The 20,981-nt window shown below is 62.1% G+C and carries 13 protein-coding genes; 5 read left to right on the forward strand and 8 right to left on the reverse strand.

Going from position 1 to position 20,981, the window contains the following annotated elements; translation table 11 throughout:
- Positions 1-40: 40 nt before the first annotated feature.
- Positions 41-2,119 carry a TonB-dependent receptor gene (locus FXO12_RS15975; RefSeq protein WP_054896242.1) on the forward strand — a complete coding sequence of 693 codons (2,079 nt, stop codon included), beginning with the start codon at positions 41-43 and terminating at the stop codon, positions 2,117-2,119.
- Between the two features lie 98 nt (positions 2,120-2,217).
- Here FXO12_RS15975 and FXO12_RS15980 read toward each other — a convergent pair whose 3' ends face one another.
- From FXO12_RS15980 to glnE, 8 genes are all read right to left on the reverse strand, one after another.
- Positions 2,218-3,669, reverse strand: a complete 1,452-nt coding sequence (locus FXO12_RS15980) for a lipopolysaccharide kinase InaA family protein (RefSeq protein ID WP_057975424.1) — start codon at positions 3,667-3,669, stop codon at positions 2,218-2,220.
- Entirely contained in the window at positions 3,669-4,421 is a 753-nt protein-coding gene (locus FXO12_RS15985; protein ID WP_034125618.1) for a lipopolysaccharide kinase InaA family protein, read from the reverse strand. Before FXO12_RS15985 ends, FXO12_RS15980 begins: the two co-directional genes overlap by 1 nt.
- Positions 4,418-5,152, reverse strand: coding sequence for a lipopolysaccharide kinase InaA family protein (locus FXO12_RS15990; RefSeq protein WP_003187993.1), 735 nt, complete (start codon positions 5,150-5,152; stop codon positions 4,418-4,420). The genes FXO12_RS15985 and FXO12_RS15990 overlap by 4 nt, the downstream gene beginning before the upstream one ends.
- Positions 5,152-5,958, reverse strand: a complete 807-nt coding sequence (gene rfaP, locus FXO12_RS15995; RefSeq protein ID WP_160049713.1) for a lipopolysaccharide core heptose(I) kinase RfaP — start codon at positions 5,956-5,958, stop codon at positions 5,152-5,154. Before rfaP ends, FXO12_RS15990 begins: the two co-directional genes overlap by 1 nt.
- Positions 5,955-7,079 (reverse strand): glycosyltransferase family 4 protein, encoded by a 1,125-nt coding sequence (locus FXO12_RS16000; RefSeq protein ID WP_014716627.1) that lies wholly within the window; start codon positions 7,077-7,079, stop codon positions 5,955-5,957. Before FXO12_RS16000 ends, rfaP begins: the two co-directional genes overlap by 4 nt.
- Entirely contained in the window at positions 7,079-8,140 is a 1,062-nt protein-coding gene (waaC, locus tag FXO12_RS16005) for a lipopolysaccharide heptosyltransferase I (protein ID WP_054896238.1), read from the reverse strand. Before waaC ends, FXO12_RS16000 begins: the two co-directional genes overlap by 1 nt.
- A 1-nt stretch (position 8,141) precedes the next feature.
- Positions 8,142-9,176 carry a lipopolysaccharide heptosyltransferase II gene (gene waaF / locus FXO12_RS16010; protein ID WP_054918888.1) on the reverse strand — a complete coding sequence of 345 codons (1,035 nt, stop codon included), beginning with the start codon at positions 9,174-9,176 and terminating at the stop codon, positions 8,142-8,144.
- Between the two features lie 221 nt (positions 9,177-9,397).
- Complete coding sequence (gene glnE / locus FXO12_RS16015) at positions 9,398-12,337, reverse strand: bifunctional [glutamate--ammonia ligase]-adenylyl-L-tyrosine phosphorylase/[glutamate--ammonia-ligase] adenylyltransferase (protein WP_057975422.1); 2,940 nt, start codon at positions 12,335-12,337, stop codon at positions 9,398-9,400.
- 383 nt (positions 12,338-12,720) lie between these two features.
- Between glnE and aceE the strand changes: the two genes are divergently transcribed.
- From aceE to msrA, 4 genes are all read left to right on the forward strand, one after another.
- Entirely contained in the window at positions 12,721-15,366 is a 2,646-nt protein-coding gene (gene aceE, locus FXO12_RS16020; protein ID WP_003187985.1) for a pyruvate dehydrogenase (acetyl-transferring), homodimeric type, read from the forward strand.
- Positions 15,367-15,377: 11 nt separating this feature from the next.
- Positions 15,378-17,024, forward strand: coding sequence for a dihydrolipoyllysine-residue acetyltransferase (gene aceF / locus FXO12_RS16025; protein WP_054918893.1), 1,647 nt, complete (start codon positions 15,378-15,380; stop codon positions 17,022-17,024).
- 416 nt (positions 17,025-17,440) lie between these two features.
- A complete protein-coding gene (locus FXO12_RS16030; protein ID WP_034125612.1) occupies positions 17,441-20,134 on the forward strand; it encodes a bifunctional diguanylate cyclase/phosphodiesterase in 2,694 nt (897 codons plus the stop codon).
- A 72-nt stretch (positions 20,135-20,206) separates the two neighbouring features.
- The gene (gene msrA / locus FXO12_RS16035) at positions 20,207-20,854 is read left to right on the forward strand and encodes a peptide-methionine (S)-S-oxide reductase MsrA (protein ID WP_057975421.1); all 648 of its coding nucleotides are present in this window, start codon (positions 20,207-20,209) and stop codon (positions 20,852-20,854) included.
- Positions 20,855-20,981 lie beyond the last annotated feature (127 nt).

The following is a 20,981-nucleotide window of genomic DNA, read 5'->3' on the forward strand; positions in this document are numbered from 1 at the left end:
GCCTACGCCCCTCACTTGCGCGCTACCAACCGGCCTTTTCATGACTCCTTCTGCCCCAACCTGCCTTGCCTTACTGCTGGGCCTGTGTAACACCGCCCAGGCCGACAATACGCCCCTGATCCTGGACCCCAGCGTGGTCACCGGCTCGCGCAGCGCCAGCCCGACGTTCGATTTGCCCTATTCCGTGGACGGCATCAACCGCGAGCAGATCAGTGACGGCCAGCTCGGCATCAACGCCTCCGAAGCCCTGTCCCGCGTGCCCGGCCTGGTGGTGCAGAACCGTCAGAATTACGCGCAAGACCTGCAGATCTCGTCCCGAGGCTTCGGCGCCCGTTCAGCATTCGGCGTGCGCGGCATCAAGCTGATCGCCGACGGCATCCCCGCCAGTACCCCGGATGGCCAGGGCCAGGCCGCGACGTTCAACCTCGACACGGCCGAGCGCATCGAAGTGCTGCGCGGCCCGGCGGCGACGCTGTATGGCAGCAACGCCGGGGGCGTGATCCAGATGTTCTCCCGCGACGGTGAAGGCCCGCCGCGTATCGGCGCCGAAACCCTGGTGGGCAGCGACGGCCTGAACAAGAACCACCTCAGCGCCGAGGGCGCGGCGAATGGCGCCGGGTTTGTGCTCGACGCCTCGCGCATGGACACCAACGGCTACCGCGATCACAGCAGCGCGCGCCGCGACCAGACCTTCGCCAAGCTCAATGTCGAGCCCGATGACGACAGCAAGCTGGCATTGATCTACAGCAGCCTGGAGCAGAACGGTACGCAAGATCCACTGGGGCAAACCTGGGCAGCGTACAAGGCAGACCCGCGCTCGGTAAGCGCCAATGCGCTGAACTACAACACGCGTAAAAGTATCGATCACCAGCAATTGGGGATGAATTACGAGCGGTATTTCGGTGGCGCGACCTTGCAGGTCAATACCTACACCGGGAGGCGCAGTGTGATTCAGTACCTGTCGATCCCCAAGGGCACGCCCGCCAACGAACGCGGCGGTGGCGTAGTGCAATTTGATCGAAAGTTCTACGGCGGCAGCGTGCGCTGGCTGCAGCCCATCGAAAGCGCGCCTGGCGAGCTGACGATCATTACCGGCCTGGACTTCGACCAAAGCGAAGACAGCCGCCATGGCTATCAGAACTACAGCGGCAACACCCTCGGCGTGAAAGGCCAACTACGCCGCGACGAAATCGACACGGCTCGCAGCCTCGACCCGTATATCCAAGCCAACTGGGCCCTCGACCGCTGGACCCTGCAAGCCGGCGTGCGCCACAGCACGATGCAAATGGACGTTGACGATCAGTTCCTGAGCAATGGCGACGCCAGCGGCAACAAGACCTACCAGAAAAACACCCCTTCGATGAGCGTGATGTACGCGTTCACCCCCGACTTGCACGCCTACATCAGCGCAGGCAAAGGCTTTGAAACCCCGACTCAGGCCGAGCTGGCCTATGCACCGGGCAACGCCGAGGGCTTCAACTTCGGCTTGAAGCCGTCTGAAAGCACGCAATATGAAATGGGCGTGAAAGCGCAACTGAACAACACGCGGATCAACGCCGCCATTTTCCAGATCACCACCGAGGACGAACTGGTGGTGCAGCAATCCATCGGTGGCCGTACCAGCTACCAGAACGCCGGTCGCACGTTGCGCCGCGGCTTCGAACTGGGTGTTGAAAGCCAGCTGAGCGACCACTGGAGCACCAGCCTCGCCTACACCCGCCTGCACGCAACCTACGACAGCGACTTTACCAGCGGCGCCAACACCATCGACAAAGGCAACTACCTCCCCGGCGTGCCACAAACCACCCTGTTCGCCGAACTGAACTGGAAACCACGGGACTGGGTCAGCACCGCCATCGAAGGCATGTACCGCAGCAAGGTCTACGTAGAAGACACCAACCAACAACACGCCGCGCCGGCCTACAGCGTCTTCAACTGGCGCGCACGGTTTGAGCAGAAGGTAGAGCACTGGACCTTTCACCAGACCCTGCGCCTGGATAATCTGCTGGATCGTCAGTACGTGGGGTCGGTGATTGTGGGGGATGGCAATAACCGCTACTACGAAGCGGCGCCGGGGCGCTCGTGGTATGCGGGGGCTGGGGCGCAGTACCAGTTCTGAATGCAGCGCCTGGACGGGCGCCATCGCGGGCAAGCCCGCTCCCACATTTTGACCGCGTTCACAGATCAAGTGTGGGAGCGGGCTTGCCCGCGATAGGTTTAACTGCCGACACCCGCCTCTTTGGGCAAGCGCTGGTCAATCACCTGGTACAGCGCACTGCCCTGCGGCCAGTTACGCATAAACCTTGCACGGTCTTTGGCATAGGCCGGCGCAAAGCTGGCAGCGGAAGAGTGCTGGCACATCGCATCCAGGTCAATCATCGCCCAGCGCCCGTCATTCCAGAACAGGTTATGGCCCTTGAAATCCCCATGGCTGATGCGCTCGCGGATCAAGTCGGCAAACAGCTGGTCCAGCGCCTGCAACTCGCTCTCGGGCGCCTCGCCGCTCTCCACATACGGCGCAAAGCGCTCGATGATGTCCGGCCCAGGCAGGTATTCGGTGACCAGATAGGCGCGGCTGCGCAACCACAGGAACCGTTTCTCCAGCACCGCCAGCGGCTTGGGTGTGGCGAAGCCCAGGAAGGCCAGGCGGTTGCCTTCGCGCCAGGAGTGCCAGGCGCGGCTCGGGCGCCAGAAGCGCTTGAGCCAATGGGCAAAACCCTTGATGTTGTAGCGCTTGATCACCAGCGGCCGGCCGGCCACGTCGACCTTGGCCACGCTCGCCGCGCCACCGGTCTTGTACAGGTGACCCTGGTCGAGCAACGCATCGGCTTGCTCAAGCACCGGCACCATCGCAGCTTCCTCTTCGCGGCGGATCGCACGCAAGCCAAAAGCGCCGCGCACCACACTGAACAGCGTGCATTCGCGGCCGGTCTTGTCCAGGTAGTCTCTCAAGCGCCAGGCGCTGACTTTACGCACCTGTTTTTCCAGGGCTTGCATTGGCAAGGCGTGTTCGCCGTTGGCCAGCAAGTAATACACCAGCAACTCTTCGGTAAAAGGTTCGAGGTTTTTCGGCAGTTGGGCGAAGAACACACCGAGGTTCTCCAGCACTCGATTGCGCGACAGCGCCTTGCCCGCCTCTTCGACACGAATGCCGGCGCCATCGATCAGATACAGCTTGCCATCCTTGCGCAACAAGTTGTCCAGGTGCAGGTCTTCTTGCCACAGGCCCTTGGCATGCATCTGGGCGATCGCGCCCAGCGCTTCGGCGAGCACAGCGGTTTGTTCGTCCGCCAACGGCGGCAGGTTTTCGACGGCGAGCCAAGCGTCGGACAGGCTTTGGGCCCCCTCGATAAATTCAAACAGCAGCCAACCACCCTCGCCGTCCTGCAAGCCATCGGCCAGCAGCAACGGCGTGGTCAGGCCTTGCTCAGCCAACAGACGCACACCCGTGAGCTCACGCTGAAAATGCCGCGCCGCCTTGCTGCCCACCAACAACTTGGCCAACACCGGGCGACCGCGCCACACGGCGGCACCCACGTAGCGCTGCCCCGGCAACACCCGCAGCAGGCTCAGCAATTGCAATTGCCCAGGGCCGGCGGCATCCGCCAGGTCAAGGGTCAGTGGCAGGCTGGGGGTACGCCCAGCCGATTTCAGCTCGGATAAACGCATCAGCGGTTCTCCTTGTGGCTGCGGCGCGCGGTCAGGCGCTGGTGCCAAGTGGACACCAGGGCACCGTCCTCGGGCTGCTCAAGGTACGCCGCCAGCAGTTGGCGCACCTGCGCATCCGACCATTGCGGCGCGCGGCGCAGCAAAGGTTCCAGGTCCTTGACCCGGTCACGCCAGCCAAACAACAGCGGGCGGGTTTTCTCCAGGTCGATCAACTGTGCGGCATACCCCTCACCGGCAGGCTGCAGGAAAATATGCTTGGGGTAAAAACAGCCATGCACCTGCCCGACGCTGTGCAGATGACGCGCCAGCTTGCCGCAGGCCAACAGGATCGCACTGTGCTGTGCTGCGCTCAATTGCGCCCACTGCTCCAGCAACGAATCCAGGTCATTCCAGCCATCCAGCGCACGGGTGAGCAGCATCGCCCGGCGCTCGCCCTTGACCTTGCGCTCACCGAAGAACGCCGCTTGCAGGGCCGGGATGCCGAGCTTTCGATACAGGCTGATGTTGCGAAACTCGCGGGCAAAACTCGGCTCGCCAAACGGCCGGTGCAAGGTGCGTGTGAGGTAGTTGCTCTGGCGTTTGAGGTAGTAGCCCTGCCCCTCAAGCTCCAGGCGATACACACTGCTCCAACCGTCGCCGCTGGTGTTCGGCTCGTCCACCGCATCCAGTTGCTTGGCCCACAGGGCGTCGAAGGTCGCCAGGCCGTTGCGCTCAAGCAGAGCGCGGTCTTCAGCCGCCAGGAAGTCACTCATTCGCGTCCCTCGAAAAACTTCACCACATGGCGAATTCGCTGTTTGTCCGACGCGGTCAGGTGCGCGCGCTGGCGATATTGCAGGTAGAAACGCAGGCGCTGGGTGGCCGACAAGTGATACTTGGCGACTTTGTCCAGGCAGGCCAAGTCCTTGGTGATGCGGTACTTGAGCCAGAAGCCGCGCCAGAAATCACCGTTGGGGCAGTCGATCAGGTACAGGGTGCGCTGGTCGTCCACCAGCAGGTTGCGCCACTTCAAGTCGTTATGGGTGAAGCGGTGATCGTGCATGGTGCGCGTGTATTCGGCGAGCTGGCGGCTGATGCCATCGACCCACCGGGGGTCTTTGAGGCGCTCATCGTGACGCTCGGCCAGCACCGACAGATCTTCGGTCTTGGGCAGTTCACGGGTGATCATGGCGCCACGGTTATAGGCCAGGCCCTTGCGGTCCAGGCCCCAGGCCACCACGTCGGCGGTGGGGATGCCCCACTTGGCGAAACGCTTGAGGTTCTGCCATTCGGACTTCACCCGCGGCCGACCCAGGTAACGACGCAGGCCCTTGCCGGCACCTACGTAGCGCTTGACGTAATAATTGACCCCGCCACGCTCCACCCGAATCACTTCCGACAACGGGTCGCGGGTCAGCCGCTCGCCTTGCAAGGCGAACACCGCGTCCAGGCTTCCAAAGTCATCCGCCAGGGCGGCGTAGGCAGGTTCCAGATTCCAACCCGCCATCAGATCGCATCCCCGTATCGTTGTTTACGCGCATACAGCTTTGCTGCCATGCGTTCCAGCGCAGACAACAGCGCGGTTTGCTCCGCCAGGATCTGGCGCAGCGGCTGCTGGAAATAGGCCTTGATAAAACGCAGCTTGTCGCGCTGGGTCAAGCCGATCTCCAACGCGGAGTAATACAGGCCGGCCAAGTCTTTGTTGCGCCAGCGCACGGGGATCGTCACACGCACCTGGGCACGGTGCAGGTCGATCACCGACAGCTTGAGGTTGTCGACACTGATGGGCCGGTCGGTGTGCAGCAGGAAATGGCAGAGGTAGCAGTCACGGTGGTTGACGCCACCGCGGTGCATCGCGCCCACGGTACGCGCCAGTTCAAGGGTCAAGGCATGCTTGATCTCCGGCACGGGCGGTTGCTTGACCCAGTCGAGGGTCAGGTCTTCCAGGCTGATGATGGGGGTCAGTTCCTGGGTGATGATGAACGAGTGCTGGTCGGCCGGGTTGCTGCCTTTTTCACCGAACGCCACGGCGGTCATGGTCGGTACACCAAGCGCCTGCAAGCGCTGGATCGCCACCCACTCCTGGCCCGCGCCCAACACCGGTAATTTGGCAGTAACCAGGTTCTTGAGGATTTCGCCCCAGCCGATCCCACGGTGGATCTTCACAAAATAAGGCTGGCCCTCGACCACCGTACGCAACGTACGGCGAGCGGCCAGCTCGCGGAACACCTGGCCTTCCAGCTTCTCGACCTCGGCGAACGCATCGCGTCCGGCCCACAGGGTCTTGAAGGGTTCGGCTAGAATCAACTTCATCGGTTTGGCTCCGCCAGAATCAGGTCCGCAGCGTACTGCGGCATGCTAAAGAGGTCGGCCGTCTCGGCGAAGGCCAGACCATTGCGACTCCAGGTCGCACGCGCTTGTGGGTCGTCGAGCATATCGACCAGATACTGGTTGAGCTGGGTTTGCTCGAACGGCTCGTCCAACACCCGGCCGCTCTGGGCCTTGTCGATGTAGAACGCATAGCCGCACACCTGGCTCACCAGTACCGGGAGGCCGGCGACCACCGCTTCGACCAGCACCATGCCGGCCGCCTCGTTGTACGCAGGGTGAATCAACAGGTCCGCCCCCAGCAGGAAACGCGGAATATCATTGCGGCCCTTGAAGAACTGCACCTGGTCGCCCAGGCCCAGCGCCGCGCTCTGCAATTGGAATACTTTGGGGTCGTCCTGGCCAATTACAAATAGCCGGGTGCGTTTCTTCAGGCGCGAAGGCAGAGCGGCCAGCGCCTTGAGGCTGCGGTCGACGCCCTTGGTCTTGAACCCCGAACCGATCTGCACCAACAGCAGATCATCCTCGGCCAAGCCGAATTCAGCGCGGAACTCGGCGCGGATCTCGGCAGCGTTCGGCGGCGCGCGGCGGTCGCGGGCAATACCCGGTGGCAACAGGTGAAAACGCTCGGCCTGGGTGCCGTAATACTGGGTAAACAGCTGTTGCTGATGCTCGGACAACACCATGATCTGCGTCTTGGCGTTTTTATCGAACACGGCGCGCTCGTATTCGGCAAAGTGCTTGTAGCGCCCGAACCAGCGATACATCGGGTTGCGCAGGGTCTGGGCCTTGTCCTCGAACACACCGTCGGCGGCAAAATACAGGTCCAACCCCGGCATCTTGTTGAAGCCCACCACGCGGTCCACTGGGCGCTTGGCCAGGTCGGCCTGGATCCAGGCGTAGAGCTTTTCGTTGCGGCGGTGGTTGACCAAGGCCTTGACCGGCGCCACCAGCACCTCAAAGCCTGGCGGGATATCGCCTTCCCAGATCAGGGTGTACACCCGAATGCTGTGGCCGCGCTGCTGGCATTCCAGGGCGATGCGCATGAAGTCGCGCTGCAGGCCACCGAAAGGAAAGTACTTGTACAGAACAAAAGCCAGTTGCATCAGTGCTGCTCCTCGGCCAGTAACAACGTGCTCAGCCGGCTTGCGACACGCTCAGGGTTCAAGCGCGTGAAGCACAGGGGCGACTCGCGGGCGATGTCGAACCGCCGCAGGTCGTCGGCAGTGGGTTGATAAGTGCACTGTTTTTGCAGGCAAGGCGCACACGGCCAGTCGCTGGCCAAGTGAATCTGGCCCTTGCCGTAGGCACCGGTGAGGCCTGGGTTGGTGGGGCCGAACAGGGAAATGGTCGGCACGTCCAATGCCGCCGCCAAGTGGCCAAGGCCGGTGTCGACGGCCACGCAGGCACGGGCGCTCGCCAAGACACGGGCAACGCCCGCCAGGTTGAGCTTGGGCAACACTTCGGCGTTGGGCAGGCCGAGGGCCAGGCGTTCGGCCCGCGCCTTTTCGGCGGCGTTGCCCCACGGCAGCTTTACATCGACGCCCAAACGGCCCATGCGTTCGGCCAGCTCGCGCCAATAGGCTTCGGGCCAGTGCTTGGTGTCCCAGGTAGTACCGTGCAGCAGCAATACGAACGGTTTTTTCGGCGGCAGGCCAAGCAGCTTTTCAACGCTCAGGCCGTAGTCGCCCAGGCGTTGGGGCAGGTCGTAGCCCAGCGCCACGGCGAACAGCTGGCGCAAGCGCTCCACCGCATGCTGCCCACGGGCCACGGCCAGGCGCCGCGAATAAAAGCGCGCAGCCAGGGGTTCACGCGCAGAATCTTTGTCGAAGCCGGCGATGGGCGCCCGCACATAGCGGGTCAGCCAGGCGCTTTTGAGCAAGCCCTGGGCATCGATCACCAGGTCATATTTGGTCGACTGCACCGCCTGCTTGAACCGCCGCCATTCACCGCTCTTGATGGTTTGCCAGAGGTTCTTGCGCCAGCGGCGAATCGCTACCGGGATGACCTTGTCGACCGCCGGGTGCCAGGTTGGGATTTCGGCAAAGCCTTCTTCCACCACCCAGTCGAACCGAATGCCGGGAATCGCCCGTGCTGCATCAGTGAGGGCCGGCAAGGCATGGATCACGTCGCCCAGGGATGAGGTCTTGATTACCAGAACCCGCAACTCAGTGAACCTCGACCACGTCGCCCTGCAAACGCTGCAAGGCATCGGTTACCGGCTGGGGCAGCAACTGGCGCAGGCAGTTGTAGTGGCCGAAGCGGCAGGTGCGGTCAAAACACGGACTGCAATCCAGACCCAGGCGCACCACTTCGACCTTGTCGGCCAACGGCGGAGTGAAGCCTGGGGATGTGGAGCCGTACACGGCCACCAGCGGACGGTTCAGCGCCGCCGCCACATGCATCAGGCCGGAATCGTTGGACACCACCGAGTCGGCGCACGACAACAGGTCGATGGCCTCAGCCAGGGACGTGTCGCCACTGAGGTTCACCGCTTCTTCACGCAGGCCGGGTATAAGGCGCTGGCGAATGTCTTCGCCCACCGAATGATCGTTCTTGGAACCGAACAACCACACCTGCCAGCCTTCGCGGATCTTGGTATCAGCGACTTTGGCGTAATGCTCCGACGGCCAGCGCTTGGACTCGCCAAACTCGGCGCCAGGGCACAAGGCCAATACGGGCCGATCCAGGGTGAGGCCGAACTTGGCCAGCGCCGCGTCGCGGGTCACCGGGTCGATCTGCAAGCTGGGGCGTGGGTACGGCTTGGGCAGTTCAGCACCCGGCTCGTAGGCCAAAGCCATAAAGCGTTCGATCATCAACGGGTAACGGGCTTTATCCAGGGTGCGCACGTCGTTGAGCAGCACATAGCGAAACTCGCCGCGCCAGCCGGTGCGCTTGGGGATACCGGCAAAGTACGGCACCAGCGCCGACTTCAGCGAGTTAGGCAGCAGGATCGCCTGGTCGTACTGGCCGGCCATGGACTTGCCGATGCGTCGGCGGGTCGCCAACTCAAGGGCGCCGTGGCCGAGCGGGAAGCTCAAGGCCTTGCGCACCTCGGGCATGCGCTCAAGGATCGGCCGGCTCCACTCAGGGGCGAGCACGTCGATCTGGCAGTCTGGATAGCGCAGGCGCAGGCACTGAAACAGTGTCTGTGCCATCACCATGTCACCGACCCAACTGGGCCCAACGATCAGAATATTCATGTAGTTTCCACAAACGATGCGGGGAGGCCTATGCCTCCCCGCCTCGATAATGACTGTAGATCGCGGTGCGCCAGGGAGCATCTTTATGTGGGAGCTGGCTTGCCTGCGATCGCATCACCTCGCTATCCCTGATAAACCGAGGCGCCTGCATCGCGGGCAAGCCCGGCTCCCACATCAATCCGCATCCCATATAAAAATTGGCGACGCCAATCAGTCGAGTTTCAATTTAAGCCCAGCGCCTGCCAGATTCGCATCACCTGTCGCCGCTCGTCGGCGAACTGGTCCCCGGCTACCGTACCGGCCTCGTTCTGCAAAGCCTGGCGGTGCGCGGCTGAGCGGTAAGCCTTGTACACTTCACGCAGCAAATGGGCATCGGCGGCGGGCATGAGCCCGACCTGCTCCAGGCCCTCCAGAATGCGGATATTGTCGGTGTAGCGCAGCAACGATGGATGTTGCGCAGACCACGCCAAAGCCGCGTATTGCACCATAAATTCAATATCGACGATACCTCCGGCGTCCTGCTTGAGGTCGAACAGCGCCGTGGCCTCGAAGGCATTGGCGCCCCTGCCGGCCGTCGTGGCCTTGGTGCCCAGGTTGTCACGCATCTTGGCACGCATCTCGCTGACCTCCTGGCGCAGCTTCTCCAAGTCCCGCTCACGCCCCAACACGTTAGCCCGTACCTGCTCGAACGCCTGGCCCACATCCTGGCTGCCCACCAGTACCCGCGCGCGGATCAGGGCCTGATGCTCCCAGGTCCAGGCTTCATTTTGTTGATACCGATCAAACGCCCCCAGGGAACTCACCAACAAGCCGGATGCGCCGGAAGGTCGCAGGCGCATGTCCACTTCATACAGCTGGCCGGAGTTGGTCTGGGTGGTCAGCAGGTGAATGATGCGCTGGCCCAGGCGTGTGAAGAATTGCGCGCCATCGATCGGCTTGGCACCGTCCGTCTCGGCCTGGGGGTCGCCGTCATGGATAAACACCAGGTCCAGGTCCGAACCATGCCCCAGTTCGATGCCGCCCACTTTTCCATAACCGACAATGATGAACCCAGGATCGCACAGGGTGCCGTCCAGTCGCTGCGGCGAGCCGTGACGGGCGACCGTCTGGCGCCAGGCCAGGGCCAGCACTTGTTCAAGAATCGCTTCGGCCAGCCAGGTGAGGTAGTCGCTGACCTTCATCAACGGCAGGCTGCCGGCGATTTCGGAAGCGGCCACCCGCAGGCGGTGCGCCAGTTTGAAATGGCGCAAGGCTTCCATTTGCTGCTCAAGGTCATCTTCGGGAATGCGCGTGAGGCGCTCGCGCAACTCAGCGGCCAGCTCCGGCGCCAGCGGCGGCTTGAACAAGCGGCCTTCGTTGAGCAATTCGTCCAGCAACAGCGGAAAACGGGTGATCTGCTCGGCGATCCACGGGCTGGCCGCGCACAATGTCAGCAGGCGACGCAGGGCGTCGGGGTTCTCAGTCAGCAACACCAGGTAGGCCGAACGCCGGGCAACGGCTTCCACCAGCGGCAACACGCGCTCCAGGACCAGGTCCGGGTTGGCATGTTCAACGGCCTGGGCCAGCAGGCGCGGGATGAACGCATCCAGGCGCTCGCGCCCCAGGCGCTGCATGGCGCGCAACTGCGGGCTGGCGCGCAGGCTGGCCAAGGCCTTGAGGGCCTTGGGGGCATCGGTGAAACCGCCTTCACTCAGTTGGCGACACGCGGCGTCGTCATCCTGGGACTCCTCCCACAGCGGCAGCCATTCACCACCGACCACCAATTCGCTTTCTTCGCCCTCTTCTTCATCAGGGTCGGCAATCACCTGGCGAAAGTGCCAATCCACACGGCCACGCCAGTACATCAGTCGCTCATGGAACGCGCCCCAGTCACTGAAGCCCAACATAAAGGCAATGCGTGCCTGGTCTTCGGGGCTGTCCGGCAGCATTTGCGTCTGGCGGTCGGCAATCGCCTGGATCGCATGCTCGGTGTAGCGCAGGAACTCGTAACCGCTGCGCAGCTCGCTGATCACCGCCGCGGGCAAATACCCCTGGCCTTCCAGCGTGCCCAGCACGTTCAACAGCGGGCGTTGCTGCAGGCTGAGGTCGCGGCCGCCATGGATCAGTTGGAATGCCTGCGCGATAAATTCCACCTCACGAATGCCGCCCGCGCCCAGCTTGATATTGTCGGCCATGCCCTTTCGCCGCACTTCCTGCTGGATCAGTTGCTTCATGGTGCGCAGCGCTTCGATGGCCGAGAAGTCCAGATAACGGCGAAAGACAAACGGGCGCAGCATGTCGAGCAGTTGCGCGCCAGCCACCTGGTCGCCGGCCACCACCCGCGCCTTGATCATGGCGTAGCGCTCCCAGTCCCGACCCTGGTCCTGGTAGTACTGCTCCAGCGCGTTGAAGCTCAGCACCAGGGCGCCGGCCGAACCGTAGGGGCGCAGGCGCATGTCGACGCGGAAGACAAAACCATCGACGGTCATCGGGTCCAGGGCCTTGATCAGTTTTTGACCCAGGCGAATAAAGAACTCCTGATTATCCAGGGCGCGCTTCACGCCCACCGTTTCACCACCTTCGGGATAAGCGAAGATCAAGTCGATATCCGACGACAGGTTCAGCTCCACTGCACCGAGCTTGCCCATGCCGAGGATGACCATGTGCTGTGCCTCGCCGCTGCGTGCGCCGGTCGGCGTGCCGAACTGGGCGCAGTGGCGCTGGTACAGCCATTGATAGGCCTGGTCGATGCAGGCGTCGGCCATGTCGGACAGATCGCGACAGGTTTGCACCAGGTCGGCCTGGCGTGTGAGGTCGCGCCAGATGATGCGCACCTGCTGGCGCGTGCGTTGGCGGCGCAGCACGCGGCCCAGTTCATCTTCTGTTTCGGCCTGTTGCACGGCACCGGCTATCTGGCTGCATAGCTCGCCGGGCGCGAAACCGCGGTCCAGCTCGCCCCAGGCCACCAGCTCCAGCAACATCAAAGGGTCACGAACACTCTGTTCAATGACGAAATCACTGGCGGCGCACACGCGGGCGAAGTCGGCCCACCGTTGCGGCGCCCACGCAGAAAGGCCATGATCGTCATCCAGCGCGGCCACCGCGTCACGAAATGACTGTTCGGCCCGGTTGGCGTAAGGCAACAGAATGGCCGGCAGTTCGGCCAGCGTTGGAAGGCTCATGGTCTATCCTTGATCGGCGTGTAAATGGCGTGTAGTTGTGAAGGCAAGAGCCATGCTCGGTGAAGGACTGTCGAACAAAGGTTAGAAATAGCTGAAATTAAATTAATCTTGGCAGGCAATATCAAAGTTTCACCTTTTCTTGTTCGCAATAGACCAACAATAACGATTATGCTCACCAGCAAGACCGAGCCATACGCTCAGTCTTGTGTAGTTTTACTACTCGTATATACATTCGAAAGGCTGAAATGGCCGACGATTTGTAGTAAAACTACAGGACGCCGAAGCAACCTTCGGCCATCCAAGAATTTATGTCGTCTGCCCACAAGGCCAGTCGCAAACTTCAGGCAACCGATTCTGGTAGCCTTTCCGCCCTGGAGCAAGCCATGCAAGACCTCGATCCCGTCGAAACCCAGGAATGGCTGGACGCCCTGGAATCGGTTCTCGACAAAGAAGGCGAAGACCGTGCTCACTACCTGATGACCCGTATGGGCGAACTCGCGACCCGCAGCGGCTCGCAACTGCCTTACGCCATCACTACGCCATACCGCAACACCATCCCCGTTACCCACGAAGCACGCATGCCTGGCGACCTGTTCATGGAACGCCGCATTCGCTCGCTGGTACGTTGGAACGCCATGGCGATGGTAATGCGCACGAACTTGAAAGATTCGGACCTGGGCGGTCACATCTCCAGCTTCGCTTCCAGCGCAACCCTGTATGACATCGGCTTCAACTACTTCTTCCAGGCCCCGACCGACGAACACGGCGGCGACCTGATCTACTTCCAGGGCCACACCTCGCCAGGCGTCTACGCCCGTGCGTTCATGGAAGGTCGCATCAGCGAAGAACAAATGAACAACTTCCGCCAGGAAGTCGACGGTCAGGGCCTGTCGTCCTACCCTCACCCTTGGCTGATGCCTGACTTCTGGCAGTTCCCGACCGTTTCCATGGGCCTTGGCCCGATCCAGGCGATCTACCAGGCACGCTTCATGAAGTACCTGGAAGCCCGTGGGTTCATCCCGGAAGGCAAGCAGAAAGTCTGGTGCTTCCTGGGCGACGGCGAGTGCGACGAACCGGAATCCCTGGGCGCCATCTCCCTGGCCGGCCGCGAGAAGCTCGACAACCTGATCTTCGTCATCAACTGCAACCTGCAGCGCCTCGACGGCCCGGTTCGCGGCAATGGCAAGATCATCCAGGAACTCGAAGGCGTGTTCCGCGGTGCTCAGTGGAACGTGACCAAAGTCATCTGGGGCCGTTTCTGGGACCCACTGCTGGCCAAGGACGTCGACGGTATCCTGCAACGTCGCATGGACGAAGTCATCGACGGCGAGTACCAGAACTACAAGGCCAAAGACGGCGCGTTCGTTCGCGAGCACTTTTTCAACACGCCTGAACTCAAGGCCATGGTTGCCGACCTGTCCGACGACGAAATCTGGAAGCTCAACCGTGGCGGCCACGACCCGTACAAGGTCTACGCGGCGTACCACGAAGCGGTCAACCACAAAGAACAACCCACCGTCATCCTGGCCAAGACCATCAAGGGTTATGGCACCGGTGCCGGCGAAGCGAAGAACACCGCGCACAACACCAAGAAAGTCGATGTCGACAGCCTGAAGTTGTTCCGCGACCGCTTCGACATCCCGGTCAAGGACGAAGAGCTGGAGAACCTGCCGTTCTTCAAGCCAGAGCCAAACAGCGCCGAAGCCCGCTACCTGAGCGAGCGTCGCAGCGCACTGGGCGGTTTCGTACCACAGCGCCGCGCCAACAGCTTCAGCGTACCGACGCCAGACCTGAGCACCCTCAAGGCTATCCTTGACGGCTCGGGCGACCGTGAAATCTCCACCACCATGGCCTTCGTGCGCATCCTGGCGCAGCTGGTCAAGGACAAGGACATCGGCCCGCGCATCGTCCCGATCATCCCGGACGAAGCCCGTACCTTCGGTATGGAAGGCATGTTCCGTCAGTTGGGCATCTACTCCTCCGTCGGCCAGCTCTACGAGCCAGTCGATAAAGACCAGGTGATGTTCTACAAGGAAGACAAGAAGGGCCAGATCCTCGAAGAAGGCATCAACGAAGCGGGCGCCATGAGCTCCTTCATCGCTGCCGGTACTTCGTACTCCAGCCACAACCAGCCAATGCTGCCGTTCTACATCTTCTACTCGATGTTCGGCTTCCAGCGTATCGGCGACCTGGCTTGGGCCGCTGGCGACAGCCGCACCCGTGGCTTCCTGATCGGCGGCACCGCCGGCCGCACCACGCTGAACGGCGAAGGCCTGCAACACGAAGACGGTCACAGCCACATCCTGGCTGCCACCATCCCGAACTGCCGCACCTTTGATCCAACCTACGGCTATGAGCTGGCGGTGATCATCCAGGACGGCATGAAGAAGATGACCGAAGAGCAGCAGGACGTTTTCTACTACATCACCGTGATGAACGAGTCCTACCAGCAGCCAGCCATGCCGGCCGGTGTGGAAGAAGGCATCATCAAGGGCATGTACCTGCTCGAAGAAGACACCAAGGAAGCGGCGCACCACGTACAGCTGATGGGCTCCGGCACCATCCTGCGTGAAGTGCGTGAAGCGGCGAAGATCCTGCGCGACGAGTTCAACGTCGGTGCCGACGTGTGGAGCGTTACCAGCTTCAACGAACTGCGCCGCGACGGCCTGGCCGTGGAGCGCAGCAACCGCCTGCACCCTGGCCAGAAGCCAGCCAAGAGCTACGTCGAAGAGTGCCTGGCCGGCCGTAAGGGTCCAGTCATTGCCTCTACCGACTACATGAAACTGTTTGCTGAACAAATTCGCCAGTGGGTCCCGTCCAAGGAATTCAAAGTCTTGGGCACCGATGGTTTCGGCCGCAGTGACAGCCGCAAGAAGCTGCGTCACTTCTTCGAAGTCGACCGTCACTTCGTGGTGTTGGCAGCCCTGGAAGCCTTGGCTGACCGTGGTGAGATCGAACCCAAGGTGGTGGCTGACGCTATCGTCAAGTTCGGGATCAACCCGGAAAAACGCAACCCACTGGACTGCTGAGGAGATTTTTTGTGAGCGAACTCATTCGCGTACCTGACATCGGCAGCGGTGAAGGTGAAGTAATCGAGCTGTTTGTGAAGGTCGGCGACACCGTCGAAGCCGACCAGAGCATCCTGACCCTCGAGTCGGACAAGGCGAGCATGGAAATCCCTGCTCCCAAGGCCGGCGTGGTCAAAAGCCTGAAAGTGAAGCTGGGCGACCGTCTGAAGGAAGGCGACGAACTGCTGGAGCTGGAAATCGAAGGCGCTGCTGATGCAGCCCCTGCGGCCGCTGCTCCGGCCGCCGCTGCACCTGCACCTGCTGCTGAAAAGCCTGCCGCTGCCGAGGCTGCTCCAGCCCCGGCCGCTGCACCGGCCGCCGCGACCGTCCAGGACATTCACGTCCCGGACATCGGTTCGTCGGGCAAGGCCAAGATCATCGAGCTGCTGGTCAAGGTCGGCGACACCGTCGAAGCCGACCAGTCGCTGATCACCCTGGAGTCCGACAAGGCTTCCATGGAAATCCCGTCGCCGGCTGCCGGCGTGGTGGAAAGCATCGCGGTCAAGCTGGAAGACGAAGTCGGCACCGGTGACTTCATCCTCAAGCTTAAAGTACAAGGTGCTGCGCCAGCCGCCGCACCAGCACCGGCTGCTGCTCCGGCTGCCAAGGCTGAAGCGGCACCTGCCGCTGCTGCCCCTGCTCCGGCCGCAAAAGCCGAAGCTGCACCAGCCCCTGCGGCTGCTGCGCCTGCGCCAAGCGGTGCCAAGGTTCACGCCGGCCCAGCCGTGCGTCAGCTGGCCCGTGAATTTGGCGTCGAGCTGAGCGCTGTTGCAGCCAGCGGCCCTCACGGCCGTGTGCTGAAGGAAGACGTGCAGGTTTACGTCAAAGCCATGATGCAAAAAGCCAAGGAAGCTCCGGCTGCCGGCGGCGCTACCGGTGGTTCGGGCATTCCGCCGATCCGTACCGTGGATTTCAGCCGCTTCGGCGAAATCGAAGAAGTGCCGATGACCCGCCTGATGCAAATCGGCGCGGCAGGCCTGCATGCCAGCTGGTTGAACATCCCGCACGTGACCCAATTCGACCAGGCCGATATCACCGACCTGGAAGCGTTCCGCGTTGCGCAGAAAGCCGTGGCCGAGAAGGCCGGCGTGAAGCTGACCGTGCTGCCACTGCTGCTCAAGGCCTGTGCACACCTGCTCAAGGAACTGCCGGACTTCAACAGCTCGCTGGCGCCAAGCGGCAAGGCGATCATTCGCAAGAAGTACGTGCACATCGGCTTTGCGGTCGACACCCCGGATGGCCTGCTGGTACCGGTCATCAAGAATGTCGACCAGAAGAGCCTGCTGCAACTCGCTGGCGAAGCGGCTGCGCTGGCTGCCAAGGCCCGCGACAAGAAGCTCACCCCGGACGACATGCAGGGCGCTTGCTTCACCATCTCCAGCCTCGGCCACATTGGCGGCACTGGCTTCACGCCAATCGTCAACGCGCCGGAAGTGGCGATCCTGGGTGTGTCCAAGGCCACCATCCAGCCTGTGTGGGACGGTAAAGCGTTCCAACCCAAGCTGATGCTGCCACTGTCGCTGTCCTACGATCACCGTGTGATCAACGGTGCTGCGGCTGCGCGCTTCACCCAGCGCCTGAGCCAGCTGCTGAACGATATCCGCACCATCCTGCTGTAAGCCGCAGGGCCTTCCCTTAACGGGGAAGGCCCTTGCCGCACCGATTTCCGAGCGCCACGCTCGTACCTCAACCCCGCCACTTGGCGGGGCTTTTTTTGCCTGTATTTTGTAGGAGCGAGCTTGCTGTGGCGAGGGAGCTTGCTCCCGCTGGAGTGCGAAGCGCTCCCAAGATTTTGGGGCCGCTGCGCAGCCCAGCGCAAGCAAGCTTGCTCGCCACACGCAAGCACCCTACCTGCGTCAACGCACCACCGATCACCCCAATTACAGAAATCCCTCGCGCGGCCGATAACAGGCTTATAGCACTTAGCCTTCATCCTCTCTTGTCACTGCGTCCTGCATGATGCAACCTTGCCGCAGTCGACAGTCAAGAGGGCGTGAGCCCAGCGCAGTGCGCATTTTCCCAAGCGAGTTTCCCCATGAAAAGCCAACCCGATGTCGCCCGTATGGCGGCCGAGGTAGTGACGCAATTACCGGTGCCTTCGCGCCTCGGTATGCTGCGTTTCGAGCGGCTTAATGAGGCAAGCTGGGCCTTGCTCTACCTCGATCCCAACTGCGAACGCCAGTTCGGCCTGCCGGCGGTTGAACTCTGCGCCTTGATCGGCACGCCCTACGCCAGCCTGATGGAACCCCAGGCGCGCTACCAGTTGCACGATGCGATCCAGCAGCAACTGGCCCACAGCCCCCATTATCTGGTGCGCTACAACCTGCACACCCATGACGGCCCGCTGAGCGTGCTGGAGATGGGCGAGGCCTACAAACAACATAACCGCCACCTGGTGCGCGGCTACCTGATGGTGGTCGAGGGGCTGTTCAGCGAGACCAGCGCACCCGCCCCGACGGTCGACCTGGAAAACCAGAACAGCCGCCTGCAAATCGCCCTGGAGCTCAACCAGCGAGCGCAGCAGGAGCAGTTGCAACACCTGGAGCGAGTGCGCGCCCAGCAAGAACTGATCCTGCTGCTGGCGCGCCAACGCTACACAACGCCAAATTCCCTGCAAGAAGCCGCTGAACTCATCACGCGCAGCGCCTGCGACATTTACCAGATCGACTGCGCCAGCATCTGGAACCTCGAAGGCCATCATCTGGTACCGATCTCCGCCTATCACCGCGCCGATCAACAACACCATCTGCCTGAAGCCATCGATGCCAGCGGCTTCCCGGATTACCTGGAAGCCCTGCACTCCAGCCGCGCGATCGACGCCACCCACGCCCTGCGCGACCCACGCACCCGGGAAATGGCTGAAAGCCTGCGCGCCAAGGACATCCACGCGATGCTCGACGCCAGCATCCGCGTCGACGGCCAGGTCGTCGGCGTGCTGTGCCTGGAGCAAGGTGGCAGCCCACGCGCCTGGCAGTCCGATGAAATCGCGTTCGCCGGCGAGCTGGCAGACCAGTTCGCCCAAGTCATCAACAACCACAACCGCCGCACTGCCACCAGCGCCCTGCACCTGTTCCAGCGCGCCGTGGAGCAAAGCGCCAACGCGTTTTTGCTGGTCAATTGCGACGGCGTGGTGGAGTACGTCAACCCCAGCTTCACCGCGATTACCCAATACAGCGCCGAAGAAGTCCACGGCCATCGCCTGGCCCAACTGCCCGCCCTGGAAAACCTCAGCGAATTGCTGTTCGACGCGCCTTCGGCCCTGGCCAAAAGCAACAGCTGGCAAGGCGAGTTCAAGAGCCGCCGCAAGAACCTGGAACCGTACTGGGGCCAGCTGTCGATTTCCAAGGTGTATGGCGACAACCGCGAGCTGACCCACTACATCGGCATCTACGAAGACATCACCCAGACCAAGCTGGCGCAACAGCGCATCGAACGCCTGGCCTACACCGACAACCTGACCAACCTGGGCAATCGCCCCGCGTTCATTCGCAACCTCGACGAGCGCTTTGCCCGCGACAGCGACAGCCCGATCAGCCTGCTGTTGGTGGACATCGACAACTTCAAGCGCATCAACGACAGCCTCGGCCACCAGACTGGCGACAAGTTGCTGATCAGCCTGGCGCGCCGCCTGCGCAACAGCTTGAGCAGCGGCGGCAGCCTGGCGCGTTTTGCCAGTAACGAATTCGCGGTGCTGTTGGACGATGCCGACCTTGAGACCGGCCAGCAGGTGGCCAGCCAGTTGCTGACCACCCTCGACAAGCCGATGTTCGTCGACAACCAGTTGATCAGCGTAACCGGTTCCGTGGGCCTGGCCTGCGCGCCGCTGCATGGCCGCGACCCGCAGACCCTGATGCGCAACGCCGGCCTGGCCCTGCACAAGGCCAAAGCCAACGGTAAGCACCAGGTGCAAGTGTTTACCGAAGCGCTGAATGCCGAGGCCAGCTACAAGCTGTTCGTGGAAAACAACCTGCGTCGTGCCCTGACCCAGAACGAGCTGGACGTGTTCTACCAGCCCAAGCTATGCCTGCGCAGCGGTCGCCTGCTGGGCATGGAAGCACTGTTGCGCTGGAACCACCCGGAAAAAGGCATGATCCGCCCCGACCAGTTCATCAGCGTGGCTGAAGAAACCGGGCTGATTATCCCCATCGGCAAATGGATCGCGCGCCAGGCCTGCCGCATGAGCCGGCAATTGACGGCCGCAGGCCTGGGCAACTTGCAGGTGGCCATCAACCTGTCGCCCAAGCAATTTTCCGACCCGGACCTGGTGGCCTCGATTGCCACCATCCTCAAGGAGGAACAGCTGCCGGCCAACCTGCTGGAGCTGGAGCTGACCGAAGGCTTGCTGCTGGAAGCCACTGAAGATACGCGCCTGCAACTGGACCAGCTCAAGAGCTTCGGCCTGACCCTGGCGATGGACGACTTCGGTACCGGTTACTCGTCGCTGAGCTACTTGAAAAAATTCCCCATCGACATCATTAAGATTGATCGCAGCTTTATCCATGAAATCCCGGACAACCAGGACGACATGGAAATCACCTCGGCGGTGATCGCCATGGCCCACAACCTCAAACTCAAGGTCGTGGCCGAAGGCATCGAAACCGCTGAGCAGTTGGCGTTCCTGCGCCGGCACCGTTGCGACGTGGGCCAGGGCTACCTGTTCGACCGCCCGATCCCGGGTGCCGAGCTGATGCAGAGGCTTAAACGCTACCCGCGCGGGCCAATCGCCTGACAGCGCTGTAACACTCGGGCACACTGGCTGTCTGACAATTTACTGTTACTCAACCTGACGAGAGGACTGATCATGGTCTTGCGCTCGGAAATTCTGGTGAACAAAAACGTGCTGCCTACTCAAGAACAAGCGTTGCCTGGTCGTGAAACCCCGATGAAGTTACCGGAAACGCACTTCGTCAACGGCAACCCACTGCTGGGCCCGTTCCTGGATGACGTCGGCTTTGCGATCTTCGGCCTGGGCTGCTTCTGGGGCGCAGAACGCAAGTTCTGGCAGCGCGACGGCGTGGTCAGCACCGTGGTCGGCTACGCCGGCGGCTTCACGCCTAACCCGACTTACGAAGAAGTCTGCTCGGGCCTGACCGGCCACAGCGAAGTGGTGCTGGTGGTGTATGACCAGGCCAAGGTGAAATACGAAGACCTGCTGAAGATGTTCTGGGAACTGCACAACCCGACCCAGGGCATGCGCCAGGGCAACGACATCGGCAGCCAGTACCGCTCGGTGATCTACGCCACCACGCCGGAGCAATTGGCGGCGGCCAAAGCCAGTGCTGATGCTTATCAGCAAGAGCTGAGCAAGGCCGGCCTGGGTGAGATCACCACGGAAATCGAAGAGGCCCCGACGGTGTACTTCGCCGAGGCGTATCACCAGCAGTACCTGGCGAAGAACCCCCAGGGTTACTGCGGGATCGGCGGCACAGGCGTGACCTGCCCGATCTGACCCTTGTGCCATGATCATTCCCACGCTCCGCGTGGGAATGCCGTACTGGACGCTCCGCGTCCGCTTTTAACATCGTGACGCGGAGCGTCACAGGCTGCGTTACCACGCGGAGCGCGGGAACGATCGG

The organism is Pseudomonas sp. J380 (genome assembly GCF_009827115.1).
Lineage (GTDB): Bacteria > Pseudomonadota > Gammaproteobacteria > Pseudomonadales > Pseudomonadaceae > Aquipseudomonas > Aquipseudomonas paracarnis.

Bases quoted from the DNA above. Each gene is read 5' to 3' on its own strand.
- FXO12_RS15975 (WP_054896242.1), top strand. From the start codon at position 41: ATGACTCCTTCTGCCCCAACCTGCCTTGCCTTACTGCTGGGCCTGTGT.
- FXO12_RS15980 (WP_057975424.1), bottom strand. From the start codon at position 3,669: ATGCGTTTATCCGAGCTGAAATCGGCTGGGCGTACCCCCAGCCTGCCA.
- FXO12_RS15985 (WP_034125618.1), bottom strand. From the start codon at position 4,421: ATGAGTGACTTCCTGGCGGCTGAAGACCGCGCTCTGCTTGAGCGCAAC.
- FXO12_RS15990 (WP_003187993.1), bottom strand. From the start codon at position 5,152: ATGGCGGGTTGGAATCTGGAACCTGCCTACGCCGCCCTGGCGGATGAC.
- rfaP (WP_160049713.1), bottom strand. From the start codon at position 5,958: ATGAAGTTGATTCTAGCCGAACCCTTCAAGACCCTGTGGGCCGGACGC.
- FXO12_RS16000 (WP_014716627.1), bottom strand. From the start codon at position 7,079: ATGCAACTGGCTTTTGTTCTGTACAAGTACTTTCCTTTCGGTGGCCTG.
- waaF (WP_054918888.1), bottom strand. From the start codon at position 9,176: ATGAATATTCTGATCGTTGGGCCCAGTTGGGTCGGTGACATGGTGATG.
- glnE (WP_057975422.1), bottom strand. From the start codon at position 12,337: ATGAGCCTTCCAACGCTGGCCGAACTGCCGGCCATTCTGTTGCCTTAC.
- aceE (WP_003187985.1), top strand. From the start codon at position 12,721: ATGCAAGACCTCGATCCCGTCGAAACCCAGGAATGGCTGGACGCCCTG.
- FXO12_RS16030 (WP_034125612.1), top strand. From the start codon at position 17,441: ATGAAAAGCCAACCCGATGTCGCCCGTATGGCGGCCGAGGTAGTGACG.
- msrA (WP_057975421.1), top strand. From the start codon at position 20,207: ATGGTCTTGCGCTCGGAAATTCTGGTGAACAAAAACGTGCTGCCTACT.